The sequence below is a fragment of the Bacillus alkalicellulosilyticus genome, assembly GCF_002019795.1.
GTDB lineage: Bacteria > Bacillota > Bacilli > Bacillales > Bacillaceae_F > Bacillus_AO > Bacillus_AO alkalicellulosilyticum.
The window spans coordinates 3,175,107-3,195,587 of record NZ_KV917381.1 but is presented as its reverse complement, the minus strand read 5'-3'; the positions used below and the strand labels follow the sequence as shown (position 1 = coordinate 3,195,587).

Below are 20,481 nucleotides of genomic sequence, written 5' to 3'. Positions count from 1 at the left end.
ACGATGGGAAAACGTACTGATATTAAAAAGATTTTAGTCATTGGTTCTGGTCCAATTGTGATTGGACAAGCAGCAGAATTTGATTATGCAGGTACTCAAGCATGTCAAGCGTTACAAGAAGAAGGGTATGAAGTTATTTTAATTAACTCGAATCCTGCGACGATTATGACAGATACGACGATGGCCGACAAAGTATACATTGAACCAATTACGTTTGAATTTGTTAGCCGTATTATTCGTCAAGAGAGACCAGACGGTTTGTTAGCTACACTTGGGGGACAAACTGGCTTAAATATGGCGGTAGAACTTGATGAATCGGGAATTTTAAAAGAGTATAATATCGAGTTGTTAGGAACTAGTTTAGATGCCATTAAAAAAGCAGAAGACCGTGATTTATTCCGTACGCTTATGAACGAGCTAGGAGAACCAGTTCCTGAAAGTGATATCATTCATAATTTAAAAGAAGCATACACGTTTGTTGAAAGAGTAGGCTATCCTGTCATTGTTCGTCCAGCATACACACTTGGTGGAACAGGTGGCGGAATTGTTTCAAATGAAGAAGAACTAATTGAAATTGTAACTAGTGGATTAAAGTATAGTCCTGTTACTCAATGTTTACTTGAGAAAAGCATTGCTGGCTTTAAAGAAATTGAGTATGAAGTGATGCGTGACTCAAAAAACCAAGCGATTGTTGTGTGTAACATGGAAAACTTTGACCCTGTAGGAGTACATACGGGAGATTCCATCGTTTTTGCGCCAAGCCAAACGTTATCTGACCGTGAATATCAATTATTGCGTAACGCGTCATTAAATATCATTCGTGCATTAGGGATTGAAGGTGGCTGTAACGTTCAGCTTGCATTAGACCCAGATAGCTTTAATTACTATATTATCGAGGTTAACCCTCGTGTAAGCCGTTCATCTGCTTTAGCATCAAAAGCAACAGGATATCCAATTGCTAAAATGGCGGCGAAAATTGCAGTAGGGTATGCACTTGATGAAATTAAAAACCCAATTACAAAAACAACATATGCTAGCTTTGAACCATCACTAGATTATGTCGTAAGTAAAATCCCACGTTGGCCTTTCGATAAATTTGAGTCAGCTAACCGTACGTTAGGAACTCAAATGAAAGCAACAGGTGAAGTTATGGCGATGGGACGGAATCTTGAGGAATCATTGCTTAAAGCTGTACGTTCGCTAGAAGCTAACGTTCATCATATCGAAGTTGAGTCGATGAAACAACTTGAGAACGATGAAATTGAAAGACGAATTGTTGTTCCTGATGATGAAAGATTGTTTGTTATTGGAGAAGCATTCCGCCGTGGATACACAATCGAACAAATTTGGGAGCTAAGTAAAATCGACCGTTTCTTCCTACAAAAGCTTGAATATATCGTTCAGCTTGAAAAACAACTTGTTGAAAACAAAGGTGACTATGACCTATTAGTGGAAGCTAAAGAGCGTGGGTTCTCAGATACGATTATTGCAAAGCTTTGGGATATGGATGAAAAAGCTGTATATGAATTACGCGAGCAACAAGGTGTCATGCCTGTGTATAAAATGGTTGATACATGTGCGGCTGAGTTTGAATCGGCTACACCATATTATTACAGCACCTATGAAGAAGAAAATGAATCAATTGTATCAGAAAAGAAAAGTATCCTTGTACTTGGTTCAGGTCCGATTCGAATCGGTCAAGGGATTGAGTTTGACTATGCAACCGTTCATACAGTTTGGGCGATTAAAGAAGCTGGTTATGAAGCAATAATTATTAACAATAACCCAGAAACGGTTTCGACTGACTTCAGTACGTCAGATAAATTATATTTTGAACCATTAACAATTGAAGATGTGATGCATGTTGTTCAACAGGAAAAGCCTGAGGGAGTCATTGTTCAATTCGGTGGACAAACTGCAATCAATTTAGCTGCAGACCTACAGGACCGTGGAGTGAAAATTCTCGGAACATCTCTTGAAGATATGGACCGTGCAGAAAATCGTGATAAATTCGAAGCTTCCTTACAACAGCTTGGAATTCCACAACCGTTAGGAAAAACTGCGACGTCAGTTGACCAAGCTGTAGCGATAGCAACTGACATTGGTTATCCTGTGTTAGTAAGACCGTCTTACGTTCTTGGTGGACGTGCGATGCAAATTGTTTATCAAGAAGAAGAATTACTAAGTTACATGGAAACTGCGGTAAAAATCAATCCAAAGCATCCAGTATTAATTGACCGTTATTTAACAGGTAAAGAAATTGAAGTCGATGCGATATCTGATGGTGAAAACGTCTATATTCCTGGAATCATGGAACATATCGAACGTGCAGGTGTTCACTCAGGGGACTCCATTGCTGTGTATCCACCACAAACACTTGGGTTTGACGTGAAAGAAAAAATTATCGACCGAACGATTGCATTAGCAAGAGGATTAGGAATTGTTGGTTTACTCAACATTCAGTTTGTCCTTCATGACAATGAAATTTATGTGCTTGAAGTAAATCCTCGTTCAAGTCGTACAGTACCATTTTTAAGTAAAATTACAGGTGTACCAATGGCCAATGTCGCTACAAAAGCCATCTTAGGTAAAAAATTACCTGAGCTTGGATATGAGACAGGCTACCACCCTGAAAGTAAGCAAGTATCAGTAAAAGTTCCAGTGTTCTCTTTTGCAAAATTAAGAAGAGTAGATATTACGCTAGGACCTGAAATGAAATCGACTGGGGAAGTAATGGGAAGAGACTATACACTAGAAAAAGCTTTATACAAAGGCTTAATTGCATCAGGTGTAAAAATTCCTCGTCATGGTTCAGTCTTGTTTACAGTAGCTGATAAAGATAAAGATGAGGCAATGGCCTTAATTCGTCGTTTCCACCGTATCGGCTTTACGATTATGGCTACGGAAGGAACATCTAAGTTAGTAACTGCTGAAAATATTCCAGTCACTGTTGTCAATAAAATTGGAGATGTAAAACCGAACTTACTTGACACTATTCGTGAAGGACAAGCTCAGTTTGTGATTAACACACTGACAAAAGGAAAACAACCAGCACGTGATGGCTTCCGAATTCGTAGAGAATCTGTTGAAAATGGAGTTGTATGTTTAACATCATTAGATACAGCTGAAGCGTTATTAAAAGTATTAGAATCAATTACATTCGCATCAGAAAGCATGCCAGCGATGAAGTAATGGGGGGAAAGCAATGAAGAAAGATCAGCTGAAGATAGTATCTCAACAAGAAATTGCAGACAGTATTTTTGAAATTGTTCTAGAAGGCGCACTTGTTGAAGAGATGAAGACACCTGGGCAGTTTCTTCATGTAAAAGTTGACCGCGGGATCGACCCTTTACTCCGTCGCCCTATTAGTATTTGTAATGTTGATGTGAAGACAAAACAGCTTACAATGCTTTACCGTGCACAAGGTAAAGGTACAAAACTGATGAGTGAACGTATTATTGGTGAAGACGTTGATATCATGGGACCACTGGGAACCGGCTTTCCAGTGGATGCGATTCAAGAAGGTGAAACCGCGTTACTAGTAGGTGGGGGAATTGGAGTTCCTCCTCTCTACTATCTTTCTAAAGAGTTGAAACAACGGGGTGTAAATGTCATCCACGTGCTAGGGTTTCAATCTAAAAAAGATGTCTTTTATGAAGAGGATTTTGCATCTCTTGGACAAACGTATGTGGCAACAGTGGATGGAACCCATGGAACACAAGGCTTTGTAACCGATGTGATCGAACAAAACAACTTATCTTTTGACGTGCTTTATTCATGTGGTCCGAACCCGATGTTACGAGCTCTCGAGGAACGTTTTAAAGATAAACGAGGCTTTTTATCACTCGAGCAACGCATGGGGTGTGGCATTGGTGCTTGCCTTGCTTGCGTATGTCATCTTCAAGATGACCCAGAAGGAACATCGTATAAAAAGATTTGTACGGACGGTCCTGTATTTCCAATTGGAGAGGTGGTCCTATGAATCGTTTAGCTATTGAATTACCAGGACTAAAGATGAAAAATCCAATAATGCCTGCCTCAGGCTGTTTTGGGTTTGGAAAAGAATATGCAAAGTTTTATGATTTATCGGTTTTAGGGGCCATTGCTGTGAAAGCAACAACTCTAGAATCCCGCTTTGGTAACCCAACACCTCGTGTAGCAGAAACAGCTGCAGGAATGTTAAATGCCATTGGTCTTCAAAATCCAGGGCTTGATAAAGTGTTTTCTGAGGAACTTCCTTGGTTAGAAAAGTATGATGTTCCGATTGTAGCTAATGTGGCTGGATATGAAACGGAAGATTATGTGGAAGTGGCGGAAAAGATTTCAAAAGCACCGAATGTAACAGCACTTGAACTTAATATTTCTTGTCCAAATGTAAAACGTGGTGGGATAACGTTTGGTACGGTTCCTGAGATTGCAGCTCAATTAACAAAAGAGGTAAAGGCAGTATCAGAAAAGCCGGTTTATGTGAAGTTATCCCCGAATGTCACTGACATTGTTGAAATGGCAAAAGCGGTGGAAGAAGCAGGAGCAGACGGCTTAGCGATGATTAACACATTGTTAGGAATGAGAATCGATCGTAGAAGCAAGAAACCGATTCTAGCAAACGGAGCCGGTGGGTTATCCGGTCCAGCGATAAAGCCAGTAGCGATTCGCATGATACACCAAGTCAGTCAAGCAGTCTCCATTCCGATTATTGGGATGGGTGGGATCGAATCAGCTGAAGATGTAATCGAGTTTTTCTTAGCAGGTGCGAGTGCAGTTGCTGTTGGAACAGCCAATTTCGTAGACCCATTTGTTTGTCCAACGATCATCGACGACCTTCCCCCTTTACTTGATGAAATGGGTGTTACACACATTTCTGAATTGGTAGGAGGGAGTTGGAAATAATGGACCAAAGACCTATAATCATTGCACTTGATTTTCCTGGAGAAAAGGAAGTATTTCAGTTTTTGAGTCAATTCCAGGAACAATCGTTATTTGTAAAAGTAGGGATGGAACTGTTTTATAGTACTGGACCTAGTCTTCTAGCGAAGTTGAAAGATCAAGGACACCATATTTTTCTTGATTTAAAATTACACGATATTCCAAATACAGTTCATCATGCGATGAGGGCATTAGCCAAATACGACATTGATATTGTTAATGTTCATGCGGCTGGCGGTTCTGCAATGATGAAAGCAGCCCTTGAAGGTCTTGAGGCGGGAACAGTTGCTGGTAAGAAAAAACCAGATTTAATTGCTGTAACTCAGTTAACGAGTACAACTGAAGAGATGATGCAACAAGAGCTAAAAATTCATGGAACACTTGAGGAAACAGTGAAAGCTTATGCATTATTAGCTAAAGAAAGTGGGTTAGACGGAGTAGTCTGTTCTCCGTTGGAAGTCCCATTGATTACAGAAGCTTGTTCTTCTTCTTTTAAGACAGTCACGCCTGGAATTCGTCTTCTTGGAGATGAGAAAAGTGACCAAAGGAGAGTAACAACACCTGGTCAGGCCAATGAATTAGGAAGCTGGGGTATTGTAGTAGGACGTTCGATAACGGGTGCACAAGACCCTCTAAAAGCCTACGAGAGAGTTCAATCGGAATGGAGTGTATCAAAATGAAACGACAAATTGTAAGTCATTTATTAGATATAAAAGCTGTAGCGTTAAGTCCGGAAGAACCGTTTACGTGGAGCTCAGGATTAAAATCACCGATATATTGCGACAATCGTCTGACGTTATCTTACCCAGTCGTACGTAAAGATATCGCTGCTGGACTTGAAGACTTAGTAAAAACGCATTATCCTGATGCTACCGTTATCGCTGGAACAGCGACTGCTGGTATCCCGCATGCTGCATGGGTAAGTGACAGAATGGAATTGCCTATGGCTTATATTCGTAGCAAATCAAAAGGACATGGTAAAGGAAATCAAATTGAAGGTGTGATCACTGAATCAGATAAAGTCGTTATCGTTGAAGATTTGATTTCAACGGGAGGAAGCGTCATTACAGCAGCAGAAGCTGTTCGTGAAGTGGGAGCGACCGTAATCGGCGTTGTAGCCATTTTTACATATGGTCTTGAAGCAGGTAAGGAAAAGTTAGCCGAAGCAGACTTGCAGTTTGAGACGTTAACTGATTATGATACATTACTTGAAGTATCTTTAGAACGTCAAGATATTACAGATGAGCAGTTGGCTAAGCTTAAATTATGGAGAGAAAATCCTAGTTCCACAGCTTGGCTTGAGAAATAGGAAACGAACATTTTTGATTTGATGATATTACAACTTAAGATAGTAAATAAAACACCCTTGGAGACAATCCAAGGGTGTTTCTAATTGAAGTTTAAGTAGTTAAATAAAATTCATGAAGAGCGCTGGCTTCACTCACTGTATTGTGCATTACTGCCATAAGAGCTCTTATGACAGTAATGTCTTTATAAAAAAACAGTGGCCGCTCAGCGCGTCAATAGCGAATGGTCGCTATTGATTAATAGCCAACGTAAGCTGCACCAACAATTACTAGAAGGATAAACAGCACAACGATTAACGCAAATCCGCCTGCATAAGCGTGTGTCATTTAGAAAAACCTCCTTGTAGAATAAGTGTAAGCAAAGGGTTAACATCCCTTTGTACTACACTATATGCATAAAGTGATATAACGTTTGGGCTAATGTCTACGTTATCTAATTTTTATTTAAGAAAAAAAATGGGGCGATTCAAAAGAAGAGCAAGGGCTTCGCGCACTGCGCGGATATTACAAGAAAAGCACATGTAAAATCCTTTGAAAGAGGCAGTTATACAAAGAAGGGCACTGGCTCACTCGCTACGCGTCAAACAAAAAACCCCCTTTGTTTGACTTTAAAAGAGGGTAGCGGCTTCAAAGAAGCGATTCAAAAGAAGAGGCAAGGGCTTCGCACACTGCGCGGATTTTACAAGAAAAACACTTGTAAAATCCTTTGAAAGAGGCAGTTATACAAAGAAGGGCACTGGCTCACTCGCTACGCGTCAAACAAAAAACCCCCTTTGTTTGACTTTAAAAGAGGGTAGCGGCTTCAAAGAAGCGATTCAAAAGAAGAGGCAAGGGCTTCGCACACTGCGCGGATTTTACAAGAAAAGCACTTGTAAAATCCTTTGAAAGAGGCAGTTATACAAAGAAGGGCACTGGCTCACTCGCTACGCGTCAAACAAAAAACCCCCTTTGTTTGACTTTAAAAGAGGGTAGCGGCTTCAAAGAAGCGATTCAAAAGAAGAGGCAAGGGCTTCGCACACTGCGCGGATTTCACAAGAAAAACACTTGTAAAATCCTTTGAAAGAGGCAGTGGCTTCGCGCCTTCCTTAGTTCTTCAATTTTATGACGTGGTCTTCGTCTGGGGTGACGTATATTGTGGTTTGGTTATCATATATGACGTATCCTGGCTTTGCTCCATTTGGTTTTTTTACATGCCGTATTTTTGTATAGTCTACTGGGACACGGCTTGATAGTTTGGCTTTACTATAGTAAGCAGCAAGCATCGCAGCTTCTTGTATTGTCGTATCATCAGGGTCAATACTGCGGATTACAACATGGGAACCAGGGATATCTTTCGTGTGAAACCATATTTCATCCTGTCGTGCAAGCTTGTTTGTAATATACTCATTTTGTTTATTATTCTTCCCAACAACGATGGTCGTTCCAGTCGATGAGGTATACGAATCAACAAGAGGTTTGATATCTTTCTTTTTCTTTTTAGTATCCTTTTGCCGTCGACGGATATATCCTCCTTCAATTAACTCTTCGCGAATTTCTTCGATGTCCCGCGGTGTCGCAGATTCAACTTGTTGAGTTAATTGCTCAAAATAAGAAATTTCTTCATTGGCTAATTTAATTTGTTCTTCAACCACAATCACAGAATTTTTGGCTTTTAAGTACTTCTTAAAATACTGTTGAGCATTGTCAGAAGGTGATTTCTGGGGGTCTAACGGAATCGTAACCATTCCACCATTTTCATCATAATAATCGACAACTTCTACTTCTTTATCGCCTCGTCGAACTTGATATAAATTGGCGGTTAATAATTCTCCAAACCTTTGGTACTTTACGGCTTTTTCACTATCTACTAGGGTTTGCTCGAGCTTTTTTATTTTCTTTTTGTTTTTTTGTAATTCATTTCGAATAAATTTCTCAATATCATTAGCTTGTTGTTTGACTCGGTCACGGTCTGCTTTGCCATAATAGTAACGGTCAAGCAGAAGACTAACAGATGAAAAAGCTTGAACTTCTCCTTTTATATGATGAAGTGGCACGATTGAGAAGTATTCTTTATCATTGATTGAAATGATTTGTGGATGATACTTTCCTTCTTTTAGCGGTTCGATTACAGAGAAGAAAGCATCAGTTAATGACTGACGATTGGCTAAGCCGGCACGGTCCACAATTTCTTTTGCCACACTGGGTGAAATCCCCGAAAATCGTTCGATTATCTGCTTGTCTAGTTTTCCACTATTAAAATCGATTTTTTGACTAAATAAGTCATGGTCGATCTCAAAAGGATTCAATTTCTCCTGTGAAGGAGGTAGTGCATATTGTTGCCCAGGATAAATGGACCTTACACTGCTCTGTGCAAGAGAAATATGTTTAATACTATCTATAATTTTATTTGTTGTGGCTTCAACTAAAATGATATTACTATGCCTTCCCATTATTTCAACGATTAACTTTTTATGACTAATATCGCCGATTTCATCTTTCCCTCTAACTTCAAAAACAATAATTCGTTCCATGTCAATTTGAGAGATGCTATCGATAATGGCACCTTCAAGATGCTTTCGTAATAACATACAAAACATCGGAGGCTCTTTTGGATTTTCATATTTTTCTTGTGTGATTTGAGCCCTTGCAAAACTTGGATTAGCTGAAAGGAGTAATGGATAATTTGTCCCATTCGCACGAACAGTTAAAATAATTTCATTTTTATATGGTTGATATATTTTTGAAATTCTTCCTGTCGTAAGAAGAGGGACGATTTCCTCCGTTACAGCTTTTGTCATTAAACCATCAAAAGACATGAAAAATCACCCTTCTATTATAAGTACGGCCTTACTTGAACTAAGTCTACTTTTATTTTTATCTACTTCACTAAACAGTATAGCATTTTTTGGGACGTGCATGAATAAGATGGCTTGTATAGCAGGAAGTACAAGATATGGGGTGTGAGAATGAAATGGTTTGAAATGGAGGTCAATGAAGTAGAAAGATCAACAGGAACGAGTCAAGCGTCTGGATTATCCAAGAAAGAAGCGGAAAACAGGTTGAAAAAGTATGGAGAAAATAAACTGGATGAGGGTGAGAAGCCTTCTGCGCTCCTCATATTTTTAAATCAGTTTAAAGACTTTATGGTTTTAGTCTTGTTAGCAGCTACACTAATTTCAGGGCTACTTGGGGAATACATAGATGCGATTACGATAATGATAATCGTCATGTTGAACGGAATACTAGGATTTGTTCAAGAACGAAAAGCAGAAAAATCATTATCTGCACTTAAGGAGTTATCTGCTCCGCAAATGATGGTTCTTCGTGATGGGGAATGGGAAAAGGTTCTCTCCAGTCATATTGTTGTAGGAGACATTGTTAAGATTACAAGTGGCGACCGTATTGGTGCCGACATGAGGCTTATTTCTACGAATGGCTTAAAAATTGAAGAGTCGTCTTTAACTGGAGAATCGGTACCGGTTCAAAAGCTTGAAACGCCACTTCATGGGGACCATAAGGAGATTGGTGACCAGGAAAATATGGCCTTTATGGGTACACTCGTCACACAAGGAAGTGGCATTGGTGTTGTTGTTGCAACAGGTATGAAAACTGAAATGGGTAAAATCGCTCATTTATTAAAATCTACAGAATCGTTAGTTACACCATTACAGCGAAGACTTGAACAGCTTGGAAAAATTTTAATAGCCGTAGCCCTCATGTTAACTGCGCTCGTCGTCGTTATTGGGGTGTATCAAGGTCATAACGTATATACGATGTTCTTAGCGGGTGTCTCGTTAGCGGTTGCAGCAATACCGGAAGGACTTCCTGCGATAGTAACCGTTGCCTTGGCGTTAGGTGTTCAACGTATGATTAAGCGAAAAGCAATCGTCAGAAAATTACCAGCGGTCGAAACGCTAGGTTGCGCTTCTGTTATCTGTTCAGATAAAACAGGAACGCTTACTCAAAATAAAATGACTGTTACTCACATTTGGTCTGGCGGGAAAACGTGGAACGTGACCAACACAGGGTATGAGCCTACCGGAGACTTTCTCATTAATGGGAAGAAAGTAAACGTTGAAACCGAGCGAACCCTGCAACAAATGTTAGTATATGGTTCACTTTGTAACAACGCTACTGTAACAGTGAAGAAACAAAAAGAAGGCCTACTTAAAAAAACGAAAAATGAGTATGTCCTTGACGGGGACCCTACTGAAGGGGCATTAGTCGTAGCAGCAATGAAGGCTGATATATCAAGTGATAAACTCAAATCCTATTATAAAAAGATCAAAGAATTTCCGTTTGAATCTACTAGAAAAATGATGTCCGTCATTGTAGAAGATAAAAAAGGACAGAAGTATGTGATTGTCAAAGGTGCACCTGATGTAATTCTTTCAAATAGTAGTCATATTTTAATAGGGAATCGAACTGAAAACGTAACACAGACGCATCAGAATCTTGTAAATGATGCAATTACACGTCTAGCAAGTCAAGCGCTTAGAACAATTGCGATTGCCTACAGACCTCTTTCTTCACATGAACAAATTGGTCAACCCCTTGATGCAGAAAGAGAATTAACCTTCATTGGCATTCAAGGAATGATTGACCCACCAAGACCAGAGGTGAGAGGGTCGATTCGTGAGTGTCTTGAAGCTGGGATTAAGACGGTTATGATTACAGGAGACCATGCCATTACAGCTAAAGCGATTGCCAAACAACTTGAGATTATGCCTGAGAATGGTAAAGTATTAGATGGTGCTGCGCTTTCACGTCTTAGTGTGAAAGAACTCGAGGAAATGGTAGATGATGTGTATGTATATGCACGTGTCTCTCCAGAGCATAAATTAAAAATCGTAAAAGCATTACAAGCCAAAGGTCATATCGTAGCTATGACGGGCGATGGTGTCAACGATGCACCAGCGATTAAAGCAGCAAACATTGGTATAGCAATGGGAATCACAGGAACCGATGTAGCGAAAGAGGCGTCGTCATTAATCCTAAGTGATGATAATTTTGCTACAATTAAGTCTGCGATTAAAGAAGGTCGAAATATCTACGAAAATATCAGAAAGTTTATCAGGTACATGCTAGCTTCTAATGTTGGTGAAATCTTGGTGATGTTATTTGCTATGATGCTTGGACTTCCACTACCGTTAGTCGCAATCCAGATTTTATGGATTAATTTAGTCACGGATGGGTTACCTGCGATGGCATTAGGATTGGATAAAGCCGAGGGTGACGTCATGAAAAGGCCGCCACGTAATCCAAACGAAGGGGTATTTGCGAGGGGACTTGCTTGGAAAATCATTAGTCGTGGATTTATGATTGGGATTGTCACATTGGTTGCTTTTATTATTACATTACAAGCCAACCCAGACGACTTAACAACCGCCCAAACCGTTGCCTTTGTCACGTTAGTCATGGCGCAATTGATTCATGTGTTTGATTGCCGAAGTGAGTACTCTGTATTTCATAGAAATCCATTTGAAAACATCTATTTAGTATTTGCTGTATTATCATCCATTGCACTGATGCTGGCTGTAATTTATTATCCACCATTACAAACGGTATTCCATACTGTTGCTCTTGATATGAGAGAGTGGATGTTAGTGTTAGGAATGGCAGCTATACCAACGGTCGCTCTTGGTGGCATGCGTTTACTAAAAAAATAAAGTTGACTACTCCATTCTTTTTCTGAGATTGGGCTGGGCCATAACTTGCAGAAAATGTGGTATGGCCTACTCGCCACAAAGGCCGTTATGAGAAACCCACTCACTTCAGCAAGTTGTGAGAAACCCACTCACAACTTGCTTTAAAGATAGGGGAGGTTTATTTAGAGGGTGGGACAAAAGGTAAAACAACCTTTTGTCCCACCCTTTACTCCTCCCTCTTTTCTCTACTTGTTGCAAATGGTAAAATTGGTTAGAATAGATAAGTGGATGTGATAACCAATGATAAAAAGCATGACAGGCTATGGACAATCAATGCTAGCTACTGAGAATATAAAGATAACAGCTGAAATAAAATCGTTTAATCATCGTTTCTGTGAAGTCACAACGCGAATGCCTCGACAATTTTTAGTGATAGAGGACCAAATAAAAAAACTCGTGCAGTCTCATGTTGCAAGAGGGAAGGTTGACCTTTTTATAACGGTAGACGGAGAAGGTCTTTTTTCACGTAAATTAGAAGTTGATTGGAATTTGGTTGAACACTTTATACAAACCGCTAAAAAGTTGGAAGAACAAACCGGAGTCTCTCAAAAAAATGCGTTAGAAAACTTACTTCTTGAAGAAAAACTTGTAACGATTGTCGAGGAAGAAATTCCTAATGAACAATTACAACAGGTGCTTTTACAGGCAGTTTCTGAAGCGATAGCAAATCTATGTTCTATGCGTGAAAAAGAAGGAAGTTCCCTTTTTGCAGACCTCACATCAAGAATTAACAGAATGCTAGTGTTAATTGATGATTTAATTTCTCATGCTCCAAAGGTTGCGAATTCCTACCGGGAAAGGTTACTGCATCGGGTTGAAGAATTTCTTACGGGTAAACTATCGATTGATGAAAGTAGACTCCTTACAGAGGTAGCTATATTTGCAGATAAATCAAATATTGATGAGGAATTGACTAGGATAACGTCTCATTGTTATCAATTTTTAGCGATTCTTGAGGAAGACGGTACGGTTGGTAGAAAGCTTGATTTTATTGTCCAAGAGTTAAATCGAGAAGCGAATACCATAGGTGCAAAGGCAAATGATATACATATTAGCAAACAAGTTGTAGAATTAAAAAGTGAGATCGAAAAAATAAAGGAACAAGTGCAAAACATTGAGTAAATGTAGCTAGTCGTACTTACTATTTTCGTATATAGTTATGTAAGAATGGCAAAAATAGAGGAAGATCTGAACGGAGACTTCCCAAAGTGGGGGAACAGCAATGAACATAAAATTAATAAACATTGGTTTTGGAAATATCGTCTCGGCAAATCGAATCGTTTCGATTGTTAGTCCAGAATCGGCTCCAATAAAACGAATTATCCAAGAAGCAAGAGACCGAAATATGCTCATTGATGCTACATATGGAAGAAGAACACGTGCTGTTATCATTGCTGATAGCGACCATGTCATCCTAAGTGCAGTTCAACCTGAAACAGTGGCACAACGATTAACTACAAAAGATGACGGAGCAGAAGAAGCATAAAAATAGGTAAAGGATAACCAACTGGAGGTACATAATGAGAAAAGAGAAAGGATTGCTGATTGTTCTTTCTGGACCTGCGGGTGTAGGAAAAGGAACAGTTTGCGGGGCCCTTCGCAATGAAAATACTGAAATACAATATTCAGTATCAGCAACAACGAGAGAGCCTAGGGCTGGCGAAGTAGACGGCGTTAACTACTTTTTTAAATCAAGAGAAGAATTTGAATCAATGATTGAAAACAATCAACTGTTAGAACATGCAGAGTATGTCGGGAATTATTATGGCACACCTATCGATTATGTTAAGCAAACGATAGAAGAAGGTACCGATATCATACTTGAAATCGAAGTTCAAGGAGCTTTAAAGGTAAGGGAACGCTTTCCTGAAGGTGTCTTTATCTTTTTAATGCCACCTAGTCTAGCAGAGCTTCGCAAACGAATTCAAGGCCGAGGAACGGAAACGGCAGAAATTATTGATAGACGAATGACGGTAGCCAAGGAAGAAATCGACATGATGAAAAAGTATGATTATGTCGTTGAAAATGATGAAGTGGCTTTGGCTGTTGAAAGAATTAAAGCGATCGTAACTGCTGAACATTGTAAACGTGAACGTCTAATTGAAAAATATAAACAACTTGTGGAGGTAGAATAAATGTTATATCCATCAATTGATTCCTTAATGGAAAAGTTAGATTCAAAGTACACACTTGTAACTGTATCATCTAGAAGAGCAAGAGAGATTAAAGAAGACGTAAGACGTGGTCCATTAGTTGATAAGCCTCAGTCATATAAACCAGTGGGAATGGCTTTAGAAGAAATTGTACATGACCATTTGAAATTTGAGCGAATCCTAGACGAAGAAGAATAAGCACAGGGAAAACTGGGTCAAAACTTATAGGGTGGGACAAAAGGTATTAACAGAGGGGCTGAAAAAGTTAGCTTTTTAACTTTTTCAGTGGCTTCATTAAATAACCTTTTGTCCCACCTTCTTCATTTTCGAGGAACAACGTCTTGAAATATAAACGGAGTCCATAATCGTATGGTTAAACATGAAACAGAGGTCACGATTCAGTTTTTTCTTCGCTCTTTCGCGTTAACTTCTGTATACTAGACAATAGATGAAAGAATAAGTAGGGGGAATATGTTGTGATAAGCGGAAAAAAAATCCTACTATGTGTATCGGGTGGAATTGCCGTTTATAAGGCGGCAGCATTAACTAGTAAATTAGTACAGGCTGGTGCCGTGGTTAAAGTATTGATGTCACAATCGGCCAAACAGTTTGTAACACCATTAACTTTCCAGACACTATCACGAAATGAAGTTCATGATGATACATTTGCTGAGAATAATCCAAAAGTAGTTGCGCATATCGATTTAGCTGATTGGGCTGACATTGTTGTTATTGCTCCGGCAACAGCTAATATTATCGGAAAGATCGCAAATGGCATAGCTGATGACATGATTACAACAACACTTCTAGCAACCGTAGCCCCAGTTGTTGTAGCACCTGCTATGAATGTTCATATGTATGAGCATCCTGCAGTCCAAAAAAACATGAAGACACTTCAGACATTTGGATATACCTTTATTGAACCGGATGAAGGTTTTCTTGCTTGTGGTTATGTAGGAAAAGGCCGATTAGCAGAACCAGAAGATATCGTACAGCAACTTTCTGAATTTGTGAAAAGCAGAGAAAGTAAACCACTTTTACATAAAAAAATAATCGTTACAGCAGGACCTACTCAAGAAAAACTTGACCCTGTTCGTTTTTTTACAAATCACTCATCTGGAAAGATGGGTTTTGCGATTGCAGAAGTGGCGGCTCGTCTTGGAGCAGATGTTACTTTAGTGGCAGGACCAACATCGCTATCAGCAAGTCCAACGATTAGAAGAGTCAACGTTACGACCGCTGAAGATATGTATCATGCAGTTATAGATGAATTTGCGACCAGTGATATTATTATAAAAAGTGCAGCGGTTGCTGATTACCGACCAAAACAATCTGACGACAAGAAAATGAAAAAACAAACAGGGCCTCTCATTCTTGAGTTTGAACGAACAAAGGATATCCTTCAGGAGTTAGGACAACGAAAACAACCAAACCAACTGTTAGTTGGATTCGCAGCCGAAACAAATGATGTAGAAGCCTATGCGATAGAAAAACTAGAAAGAAAAAATTTAGATGTAATCATAGCAAATGACATTACCGCACCTGGGGCGGGGTTTCAAGTAGATACCAACCGTGTCACTATCATGACTAAGGACAAAGAAAAAATAGTTTTACCTCAGTTATCGAAAACAGAAGTAGCAGAGGAAATCATGAAAGTCATAATCGATTTGATGGCTGGAGACAACAAATGATTGCAAAGGTAATTGTCGATATTCCGACTGGACAGACGGACCGTTTTTTTGATTACCTAATCCCTGAAAAATGGGAAGGTACGATAGAGCCTGGCATGAGAGTTGTCGTCCCGTTTGGACCTAGAAATATCCAAGGATTTGTCGTCGCGATAACAGAAGAATCGGCTCAAACGATGAAATTAAAGGAAATAAAAGAAATATTAGATGTTACACCAGTGTTGACGGAGGAACTCCTGCAATTAGGTCACTGGTTAAAAGAAACCATATTGTGTTTTTTAATTACTGCATATCAGGTTATGCTTCCTTCTGCGATGAGAACAACTGTGAACAAACAACTACATTTACTAGACAGCAACGGATTATCCACAGAACTGTCCACCTATTTTGCAGACAATAAAGCGATTAAGTGGGAAGAGATTTCTGAACAGCTGAACTTAGTCAAAGAAGTAAGGCACGCCGTTAAAAATGGACAAATTGAAGTTATCTATTCCGTCAAAGAAAAAGGTCAAAAAAAGAAAGAAAAAGTGGTAAAACTAGAAAAAACAAAAGAAGAGTTGCAAGATATCATTAACGATATCGGAAATCGCGCAGCTAAACAAAAAGCAGTGCTCTCTTTTTTTCTAGAACATAATAAAGAAATTGCTAGTTCCACTCTCATTGAAAAAACAAAAAGCTCTAGAGCCATTATTAATACCCTTATCACTAAGAACATTTTAACGGAGAGGGAAGTAGAAGTTTATCGGGACCCTTTTTCACATCTAGAATTTAAAAAAACTGAACCGCTGCTTTTAACAACTGCTCAACAAGAAGTAATCCATCCGATACTATCTGCTATCGAAATGGAACATCATCAAACATTTCTTCTTCATGGAGTCACCGGAAGCGGGAAAACAGAAGTTTATTTACAGTCTATTGCTGAAGTTCTCAACAAAGGAAAGGAAGCGATTGTTCTTGTTCCCGAAATCTCCTTAACCCCACAAATGGTTCATCGTTTTAAAGGGCGCTTTGGAAGCGAGGTTGCCGTCCTCCATAGTGGGTTATCAACAGGAGAGAAGTATGATGAGTGGAGAAAAATTCATAGAGGACAGGTACGAGTAGTCGTAGGTGCAAGGTCTGCGATTTTTGCTCCGTTGACAGACATAGGGATTATCATCATTGATGAAGAGCATGAGGGGAGTTATAAGCAAGAAGACAATCCCCGCTACCATGCAAGAGATGTAGCGATAAAGCGAGGCGAATACCATAAATGCCCTGTTGTGTTAGGAAGCGCTACTCCTTCACTCGAGTCTTTTGCTAGAGCAAACAAAAACCGATATATGCTTTTGCCCTTACTAGAAAGAGTAAATCAAACGGCATTACCACCTGTTGAAATCATTGATATGAGAGAAGAATTACGTGGAGGAAATCGCTCGATGTTTTCTACCTCACTTTTTGAAAAAATGCAGGACCGATTAGAAAAAAAGGAACAAATCGTCCTTTTTCTCAATCGGCGGGGGTATTCAACATTTGTGATGTGTCGAGACTGTGGGTATGTAGCCCAATGTCAGCATTGTGATATTTCGTTAACCTATCATCAAACGAATCATAAATTAAAATGTCATTATTGTGGGTTTGAAGAAAATATGATTACAACTTGTCAATCATGCGGAAGTGAACATGTCCGTTTTTTTGGGACGGGAACACAAAAAGTAGAAGAAGAATTAGGAAAACTTTTGCCACATGCTCGAGTGATTCGCATGGATGTTGATACGACTAGAAGAAAAGGCTCTCATGAAAAACTCCTTGATTCCTTTGCAGAAGGAAAAGGTGATATTTTATTAGGGACACAAATGATAGCCAAAGGATTAGACTTTCCAAATATTACGTTGGTCGGTGTGCTAGCTGCAGACTCGATGCTTCATATCCCAGACTTTAGGTCATCTGAACGAACGTTTCAATTGTTAACCCAGGTCAGTGGAAGAGCCGGTCGACATCAGTTGCCAGGTGAAGTTGTTGTCCAAACGTATACGCCTGAGCACTATAGTATAGAACTTGTTAAAGAACACGACTATTTAGCGTTTTATCAACAGGAAATGATGATCAGAAAACGAGGAGGCTATCCGCCTTACTATTTTATGGCACTAATCAACATTACCCATAAAGAGTTAGTGAAAGTGATTCAAGTAACCGAAAAAGTTGCCAACTTTCTAAGAGCCCGATTGTCCCAGGATGCACAGATTCTTGGACCGGTTTCGTCTCCAATTTCAAGAATGAAAGATAAATATAGATATCAATGTATTATAAAATATCGAAATGAACCTGAATTAACAAACTCCTTACGTGAGATTCAGCAACATTATTTGAATGAAACGGATTTACATCTTTCTATCGATATGAATCCACAAATGTTTATGTAAAGGATGGATGACTAGATGAGAGTAGTGTTCATGGGAACGCCTGATTTTTCAGTTCCAGTATTACAACAATTATTAGAAGACGGTTATGAGATTGTTGGAGTTGTGACTCAGCCAGACCGACCAAAAGGAAGAAAAAAGGTTATCACACCGCCACCTGTTAAAGTGTGTGCTGTGGAAAATAACATACCGGTTATTCAACCTGAGAAGATAAGAGACCCACAAGAAGTTGAAAAAGTTCTGGCCTTACAGCCGGATATTATTATTACGGCTGCTTTTGGGCAAATCCTACCAAAAGAACTTTTAACTGCCCCTCCACATGGCTGTATTAATGTTCATGCTTCCTTGCTGCCTAAATATCGTGGTGGAGCGCCTATACATCAAGCCATTATCGACGGGCAAAAGGAAACCGGCATTACAATCATGTATATGGTAGAGAAATTAGATGCAGGCGATATTATTTCGCAGGCCGTTGTTCCAATCGCTGAAACAGATCATGTAGGGTCCCTTCATAACAAATTAAGTGCAGCAGGAGCAAAGTTATTATCGGAGACATTACCTGATTTAGTAGCAGGAGATATCATGGCCATTCCTCAAAAAGAAGATGAGGTTACATTTGCTAAAAACATTTCTCGTGAACAAGAAAAAATAAACTGGTCCAAGGATGGAGAAGATATTTATAACCAAATCCGGGGGTTACATCCATGGCCCGTAGCATTTACAATGTTAGATGAAAAACCCTTAAAAATTTGGTGGGCTGACAAAGTACAGAAATCGGAGTCTTGGAAACATGTAGATAAGCCTGGAACTGTCGTGCAGCTTGATTCGGATGGTTTTGTTGTCACGACAGGAAATGACGTAGCATTGAAAATCAAGGAGATTCAACCCGCTGGGAAAAAACGAATGATTGCAGAACAATATTTACAGGGAGCCCCGCTACAAGTTGGGAAAATAGTAGGAGTAGAAAATGAGTAAAAAAACAGTGCGTGAAGTGGCACTTGATGCCTTGCTTCAAATCGAAAAAAATCAAGCATACAGTAATTTATTATTGAATCAAACAATAAAAGCATCAGGGTTAGATCAAAGGGATGTTGCACTTCTTACCGAATTGGTTTATGGAACGGTGCAACGCAGAGACTCGCTTGATTTCTATCTCACCCCTTTTATCAAAAAAGGGGTAAAAAAACTAGAGCCATGGGTTCTTGTTTTATTACGATTATCGCTTTATCAAGTCGTTTATCTTGATAAGGTTCCTGAAAGAGCGATAGTTCACGAAGCAGTGAACATCGCTAAGAAAAGAGGCCATCAAGGAATCTCTGGAATGGTTAATGGAGTTCTTAGAAGTATTCAACGCCAAGGACTACCTAGTTTTGATTCAATAAAAGATAAAACTGAACGCTTAGCCCTTGAAACCAGTCACCCCAAATGGCTGGTCGATCGTTGGGTACGTCAGTTTGGTTTTGAAGCCACAGAGAGCATGTGTAAAATCAATCTAGAACCACCACTTGTGACCGTTCGTGTCAATACAACTAAGACAACTGTAGAAGAGATGTTAACCGTTCTTGAACAGGAAGGATTATCTGTTGAACGTGGAGACATAGCAGAAGAAGCAATCAAAGTCAGGAAAGGTTTTGTTCCTGGTACCGAAAGTTTTAAAAATGGCTTAATTACAATACAAGATGAAAGTTCAATGCTAGTGGCTAGGGCATTAAATCCCGAGCCTGGAGTAATGACTCTCGATTGTTGCGCAGCACCAGGTGGAAAAACAACGCATCTAGCTGAACGAATGAAAAATCAAGGAAAAGTCATTTCGCTTGATTTACATGAACATAAAGTAAAGCTAATTCGTGAAAGTAAAGAAAGATTACAATTAACAAATATTGAAGAACAAGTGCTTGATGCTAGAAAAGTGAAGGAACATTTTCAAGAAGAAAGTTTTGATTATATCTTAGTAGATGCCCCTTGTTCAGGACTTGGAGTCATTCGTAGGAAACCAGACTTAAAGTGGACAAAAACTGAAAGAGATATGAAAGCGATAGCTGGTATACAGGAAAAGATTTTAGCGAGTGTAGCTCCGTTACTGAAAAAGGGTGGTACATTAGTATATAGCACATGTACAGTAGACAAGATTGAGAATGAGGATATCGTTCACTCATTTCTTGAAGAAAGACAAGACTTTATCTTAGATGAATCACTATTTGAAAGGCTACCAGAAAAAATAGCCTCACATACACGAGCTCAAAAGGGATATATTACAATTTTGCCTCATGACTTTGGTACAGACGGATTTTTTATTTCTTCTATCGTAAGAAAAAACAAGTAAG

General features: G+C 39.3%; 16 protein-coding genes. 14 read left to right on the top strand and 2 right to left on the bottom strand.

Features of this window, described 5'->3' with window-relative positions; all coding sequences use genetic code 11:
• Nucleotides 1-3: 3 nt before the first annotated feature.
• Genes carB through pyrE form a run of 5 tightly spaced genes read left to right on the top strand, consistent with a single transcriptional unit; the run spans nucleotide 4 to nucleotide 6,235 of the window.
• Nucleotides 4-3,192 carry a carbamoyl-phosphate synthase large subunit gene (gene carB, locus BK585_RS16035; RefSeq protein ID WP_078554793.1) on the top strand — a complete coding sequence of 1,063 codons (3,189 nt, stop codon included), beginning with the start codon at nucleotides 4-6 and terminating at the stop codon, nucleotides 3,190-3,192.
• A 13-nt stretch (nucleotides 3,193-3,205) separates the two neighbouring features.
• The gene (locus BK585_RS16030; RefSeq protein ID WP_078554792.1) at nucleotides 3,206-3,982 is read left to right on the top strand and encodes a dihydroorotate dehydrogenase electron transfer subunit; all 777 of its coding nucleotides are present in this window, start codon (nucleotides 3,206-3,208) and stop codon (nucleotides 3,980-3,982) included.
• A complete protein-coding gene (locus tag BK585_RS16025; RefSeq protein WP_078554791.1) occupies nucleotides 3,979-4,890 on the top strand; it encodes a dihydroorotate dehydrogenase in 912 nt (303 codons plus the stop codon). The genes BK585_RS16030 and BK585_RS16025 overlap by 4 nt, the downstream gene beginning before the upstream one ends.
• Nucleotides 4,890-5,606: an orotidine-5'-phosphate decarboxylase gene (gene pyrF, locus BK585_RS16020; RefSeq protein WP_078554789.1), complete on the top strand. Its 717-nt coding sequence runs from the start codon at nucleotides 4,890-4,892 to the stop codon at nucleotides 5,604-5,606. Before BK585_RS16025 ends, pyrF begins: the two co-directional genes overlap by 1 nt.
• On the top strand, nucleotides 5,603-6,235 hold the full coding sequence (gene pyrE, locus BK585_RS16015; protein ID WP_078554787.1) for an orotate phosphoribosyltransferase: 633 nt from the start codon (nucleotides 5,603-5,605) through the stop codon (nucleotides 6,233-6,235). Before pyrF ends, pyrE begins: the two co-directional genes overlap by 4 nt.
• Nucleotides 6,236-6,470: 235 nt before the next feature.
• Here pyrE and BK585_RS16010 read toward each other — a convergent pair whose 3' ends face one another.
• Nucleotides 6,471-6,560, bottom strand: a complete 90-nt coding sequence (locus tag BK585_RS16010) for a YjcZ family sporulation protein (protein ID WP_078554785.1) — start codon at nucleotides 6,558-6,560, stop codon at nucleotides 6,471-6,473.
• 758 nt (nucleotides 6,561-7,318) lie between these two features.
• The gene (locus tag BK585_RS16005) at nucleotides 7,319-9,028 is read right to left on the bottom strand and encodes an Rqc2 family fibronectin-binding protein (RefSeq protein ID WP_078554783.1); all 1,710 of its coding nucleotides are present in this window, start codon (nucleotides 9,026-9,028) and stop codon (nucleotides 7,319-7,321) included.
• A gap of 150 nt (nucleotides 9,029-9,178) precedes the next feature.
• Here BK585_RS16005 and BK585_RS16000 point away from each other — a divergent pair, with 150 nt between their 5' ends.
• The 9 genes from BK585_RS16000 to rsmB all read left to right on the top strand — a co-directional run bounded on the left by BK585_RS16000 (nucleotide 9,179) and on the right by rsmB (nucleotide 20,480).
• Nucleotides 9,179-11,881 (top strand): calcium-translocating P-type ATPase, SERCA-type, encoded by a 2,703-nt coding sequence (locus BK585_RS16000; protein WP_078554781.1) that lies wholly within the window; start codon nucleotides 9,179-9,181, stop codon nucleotides 11,879-11,881.
• 279 nt (nucleotides 11,882-12,160) lie between these two features.
• Complete coding sequence (locus BK585_RS15995) at nucleotides 12,161-13,042, top strand: YicC/YloC family endoribonuclease (protein ID WP_078554779.1); 882 nt, start codon at nucleotides 12,161-12,163, stop codon at nucleotides 13,040-13,042.
• A gap of 100 nt (nucleotides 13,043-13,142) precedes the next feature.
• Entirely contained in the window at nucleotides 13,143-13,406 is a 264-nt protein-coding gene (gene remA, locus BK585_RS15990; RefSeq protein WP_078554777.1) for an extracellular matrix/biofilm regulator RemA, read from the top strand.
• Between the two features lie 34 nt (nucleotides 13,407-13,440).
• Entirely contained in the window at nucleotides 13,441-14,055 is a 615-nt protein-coding gene (gene gmk, locus BK585_RS15985) for a guanylate kinase (RefSeq protein WP_078554776.1), read from the top strand.
• Nucleotides 14,056-14,271 carry a DNA-directed RNA polymerase subunit omega gene (gene rpoZ / locus BK585_RS15980; protein ID WP_078554774.1) on the top strand — a complete coding sequence of 72 codons (216 nt, stop codon included), beginning with the start codon at nucleotides 14,056-14,058 and terminating at the stop codon, nucleotides 14,269-14,271.
• A gap of 278 nt (nucleotides 14,272-14,549) precedes the next feature.
• Complete coding sequence (gene coaBC / locus BK585_RS15975) at nucleotides 14,550-15,764, top strand: bifunctional phosphopantothenoylcysteine decarboxylase/phosphopantothenate--cysteine ligase CoaBC (protein ID WP_078554772.1); 1,215 nt, start codon at nucleotides 14,550-14,552, stop codon at nucleotides 15,762-15,764.
• Complete coding sequence (priA, locus tag BK585_RS15970) at nucleotides 15,761-18,160, top strand: primosomal protein N' (protein WP_078554770.1); 2,400 nt, start codon at nucleotides 15,761-15,763, stop codon at nucleotides 18,158-18,160. The genes coaBC and priA overlap by 4 nt, the downstream gene beginning before the upstream one ends.
• 15 nt (nucleotides 18,161-18,175) lie before the next feature.
• Nucleotides 18,176-19,132, top strand: a complete 957-nt coding sequence (fmt, locus tag BK585_RS15965) for a methionyl-tRNA formyltransferase (RefSeq protein ID WP_078554768.1) — start codon at nucleotides 18,176-18,178, stop codon at nucleotides 19,130-19,132.
• The gene (gene rsmB, locus BK585_RS15960) at nucleotides 19,125-20,480 is read left to right on the top strand and encodes a 16S rRNA (cytosine(967)-C(5))-methyltransferase RsmB (RefSeq protein ID WP_078554766.1); all 1,356 of its coding nucleotides are present in this window, start codon (nucleotides 19,125-19,127) and stop codon (nucleotides 20,478-20,480) included. The genes fmt and rsmB overlap by 8 nt, the downstream gene beginning before the upstream one ends.
• Nucleotide 20,481 lies beyond the last annotated feature (1 nt).